Origin of the sequence: Caldimonas sp., from assembly GCF_046289365.1 — a bacterium.
Classification (GTDB): Bacteria; Pseudomonadota; Gammaproteobacteria; order Burkholderiales; family Burkholderiaceae_C; genus Caldimonas.
On sequence record NZ_JBKBVU010000268.1, the window covers coordinates 1 to 3,261 of the forward strand.

The following is a 3,261-nucleotide window of genomic DNA, read 5'->3' on the forward strand; positions in this document are numbered from 1 at the left end:
CAGACACGGCCTGGATTCTAGAATCGGGCTCGAGGACCCCGACACCCATGTTCAGTTTTTTCCGCAAGAAGACCCCGCCGCCTCAGACCCCCTGCGCAGCACCGGCGCCGGCCCCGGCGGCCGGGCCCGCCGAGCCGATCGCCCCGCCCGCCGAAGCGCCCGCGGCCGCCACTGCGGCCGAGCCGATCGCGCGCCGCTCCTGGATGGAGCGCCTGCGCAGCGGCCTGCGCAAGACGGGCAGCAGCCTGTCGCAGGTGTTCACCGGCACTCGGATCGACGAGGCCCTTTATGAGGAGCTCGAAGCGGCCCTGCTGATGGCCGATGCCGGGGTGAAGGCCACCGAGTTCCTGCTGAACGACCTGCGCCGGCGTGTGAAGGAGCACAAGGCCACCGACCCGGCGGCCGTCAAGGCCCTGCTCGTCGACGCACTGGCCGAATTGCTCGCCCCGCTGGAAAAGCCGCTGACGGTGGGCGAACACCAGCCCACGGTGATCATGGTGGTAGGGGTGAATGGCGCGGGCAAGACCACGAGCATCGGCAAGCTCACGCGCCACCTGGCCGATGCCGGCCAGAAGGTGCTGTTGGCCGCGGCCGACACCTTCCGCGCGGCGGCGCGCGAGCAGCTCTCGGTGTGGGCCGACCGCAACCGGGTGGAGATCGTCAGCCAGGAAGGGGGCGACCCGGCGGCCGTGACCTTCGATGCCGTCACTGCCGGCCGTTCGCGCGGCTGCGACGTGGTGATCGCCGACACGGCCGGGCGATTGCCTACGCAATTGCACCTGATGGAGGAGCTGAAGAAGATCAGGCGCGTGATCGCCAAGGCCGATCCGACCGCCCCGCACGAAGTGCTGCTGGTGGTGGACGGCAACACCGGCCAGAACGCCCTGGCCCAGGTCAAGGCCTTCGACGAAGCCTTGCAGCTCACCGGGCTCGTCGTCACCAAGCTCGACGGCACGGCCAAGGGCGGTGCATTGGCCGCGTTGGCGCGCGAGCGGCCGATCCCGGTCTACTTCATCGGCGTGGGCGAGAAGCTGGAGGACCTGCAGACCTTCCAGGCGCGCGAATTCGCGCAGGCGTTGCTGAGCTGATCAGCGGCGGCGGGAGGCCTGCGGCGGCGACAGCGGCGCCGGCGCCGAGTCCAGGTCGTCGAACCAGGTTGACGACGGGGGGTCGGCCACCTCGGCTGCTGCGGGCGGCCGACGCGATGCTGCGGAGCCTTCGGCGCCGCGGGTGCTCACGTGGGCCGCCCCCTCCTCAGTGGTGAGCAGGCCCAAGGACTGCAGGATCGAGGCGCGGGCCTGTTCGACGTCGGGGATCGCACCTTCGTGCCAGACGTGCAGCGGCAATCCGGCCGCGCGGACGACCCGCTCCATGCGCGCCTGCCGCTTGAGGGCGCGCTCGCTGTCCTGACCCTCGGGGGCGCGCACCTCGACGACGGCCACCGCCAGCGAGTTGGGTTCGCAGATGACCAGGTCGGCGCAGATCTGGCCCACGCGGCGCAGCCACTCGGTGTAGGAGTGGCGCGTGGGCACCTTGAGAAAACGCGCCAGCGGCACCTGGGCGAAGACGAGGTGCTCGGGCAGGGCGCGGCGCAGCACCACATAGGCTTCGCGCTCCGGCCCGGTGAGCACGCGCGTGGGCGTGGGCTGCCAGGCCATCAGCGTGTCCAAGGCTTCGACGGTGCGCGGCCGCGAGCCGCTGCCCGCAGCGGGGCGGCGCGTGAGCCAGAACACCAGGCCGAGCACCACGATCGCGGCGAGCACCAGGAGAAGGATCAAATCCATGGCTGGTTCGAATGTCGTGGGGGGCGACTTTAGCGCCCCATTCCGGGCAGACCCTTCATGCCGCCCATGCGTTTCATCAGCTTCATCAGGCCGCCGCCCTTCATCTTCTTCATCATGCCTTGCATCTGCTCGAACTGGTTGAGCAGGCGGTTGACCTCCTGCACCTGCACGCCTGCACCCGCGGCGATGCGGCGCTTGCGGCTGGCCTTGATCAGCTCGGGCTTGCGGCGCTCCAGCGGCGTCATGGCGTTGATGATGCCTTCCATGCGGCGCACCTCGCGCTCGGCGCGCGCCATGTCGGCCTGACCGGCCTTGGCGGCGAGCTGCGTGGGCAGCTTGTCGAGCAGACCCGAGAGCCCGCCCATCTTCTTCATCTGACTGATCTGCGCGAGGAAGTCGTTGAGGTCGAAGCCGTCGCCCGCCTTGACCTTCTCGGCCAACTTGCGGGCGGCCTCCATGTCGACGCCCTTTTGCACCTCCTCGACCAGGGCGACGATGTCACCCATGCCCAGCACGCGGCCGGCATGGCGTTGAGCGTCGAAGACCTCCAGGCCGTCGATCTTCTCGGACACGCCGGCGAACTTGATCGGCGCACCGGTGACGGTGCGCACCGACAGGGCAGCGCCGCCGCGCGAGTCGCCGTCGAGCTTGGTGAGCACGATACCGGTCAGCGGCAGGGCCTCTTTGAAGGCGCGGGCGGTGTTGATCGCGTCCTGGCCCTGCATCGCATCGACCACGAACAGCGTCTCCACCGGCTTGAGGGCCGCGTGCAGCTCGCGGATCTCGGCCATCAGGGCCTCGTCGATGGCCAGGCGGCCGGCGGTGTCGACGATCAGCACATCGAAGTAGTGCCGGCGGGCATGGTCCAGCGCGGCGCGGGCGATGTCCAGCGGCCGGTCGCTCGGCTGGGACGGGAACCACTCTGCACCGGCGGCCCGGGTGACCGTCTTGAGCTGCTCGATGGCCGCGGGCCGGTAGACGTCGGCCGAGACCGTGAGCACCTTTTTCTTGCGCGACTGGATCAGATGGCGCGCCAGCTTTGCGGTGGTGGTGGTCTTGCCCGCGCCTTGCAGGCCGGCCATCAGGATCACGGCCGGCGGCTGGGCCGCGAGGTTGAGGTCGCTGACCCCTTCGCCCATCGTCGCCGCAAGCTCCTTGTGCACCACGCCGACCAGCGCCTGCCCGGGTGACAGCGAGCCCACCACCTCCTGGCCCAACGCACGTTCCTTCACGCGCGCAATGAAGTCGCGCACGACGGGCAGCGCGACGTCGGCTTCGAGCAGCGCCATGCGCACCTCGCGCAGCATGTCCTGGACGTTGCTCTCGGTGATGCGGGCCTGGCCGCGCATCTGCTTGACCAGCCGCGACAGGCGATCGGAAAGGGTGGAGGCCATGGGGGAGGCGGCCGGGGCGATGGGGGACGGGCGCGAAAAAACAACATGCGGATGATTTTTGAACCTCGTTTTTTCTTCTCACT

At 69.5% G+C, this 3,261-nt stretch carries 3 protein-coding genes; 1 reads left to right on the forward strand and 2 read right to left on the reverse strand.

The features are described from left to right. The first annotated feature begins 47 nt into the window (after nucleotides 1-47). Nucleotides 48-1,088 carry a signal recognition particle-docking protein FtsY gene (gene ftsY / locus ACK42S_RS16710; RefSeq protein WP_409710189.1) on the forward strand — a complete coding sequence of 347 codons (1,041 nt, stop codon included), beginning with the start codon at nucleotides 48-50 and terminating at the stop codon, nucleotides 1,086-1,088. Here ftsY and ACK42S_RS16715 read toward each other — a convergent pair whose 3' ends face one another. Next, complete coding sequence (locus ACK42S_RS16715) at nucleotides 1,089-1,784, reverse strand: DUF2726 domain-containing protein (protein WP_409710192.1); 696 nt, start codon at nucleotides 1,782-1,784, stop codon at nucleotides 1,089-1,091. A gap of 29 nt (nucleotides 1,785-1,813) precedes the next feature. Next, nucleotides 1,814-3,178, reverse strand: coding sequence for a signal recognition particle protein (gene ffh / locus ACK42S_RS16720; RefSeq protein ID WP_409710195.1), 1,365 nt, complete (start codon nucleotides 3,176-3,178; stop codon nucleotides 1,814-1,816). Between the last annotated feature and the right edge of the window lie 83 nt (nucleotides 3,179-3,261).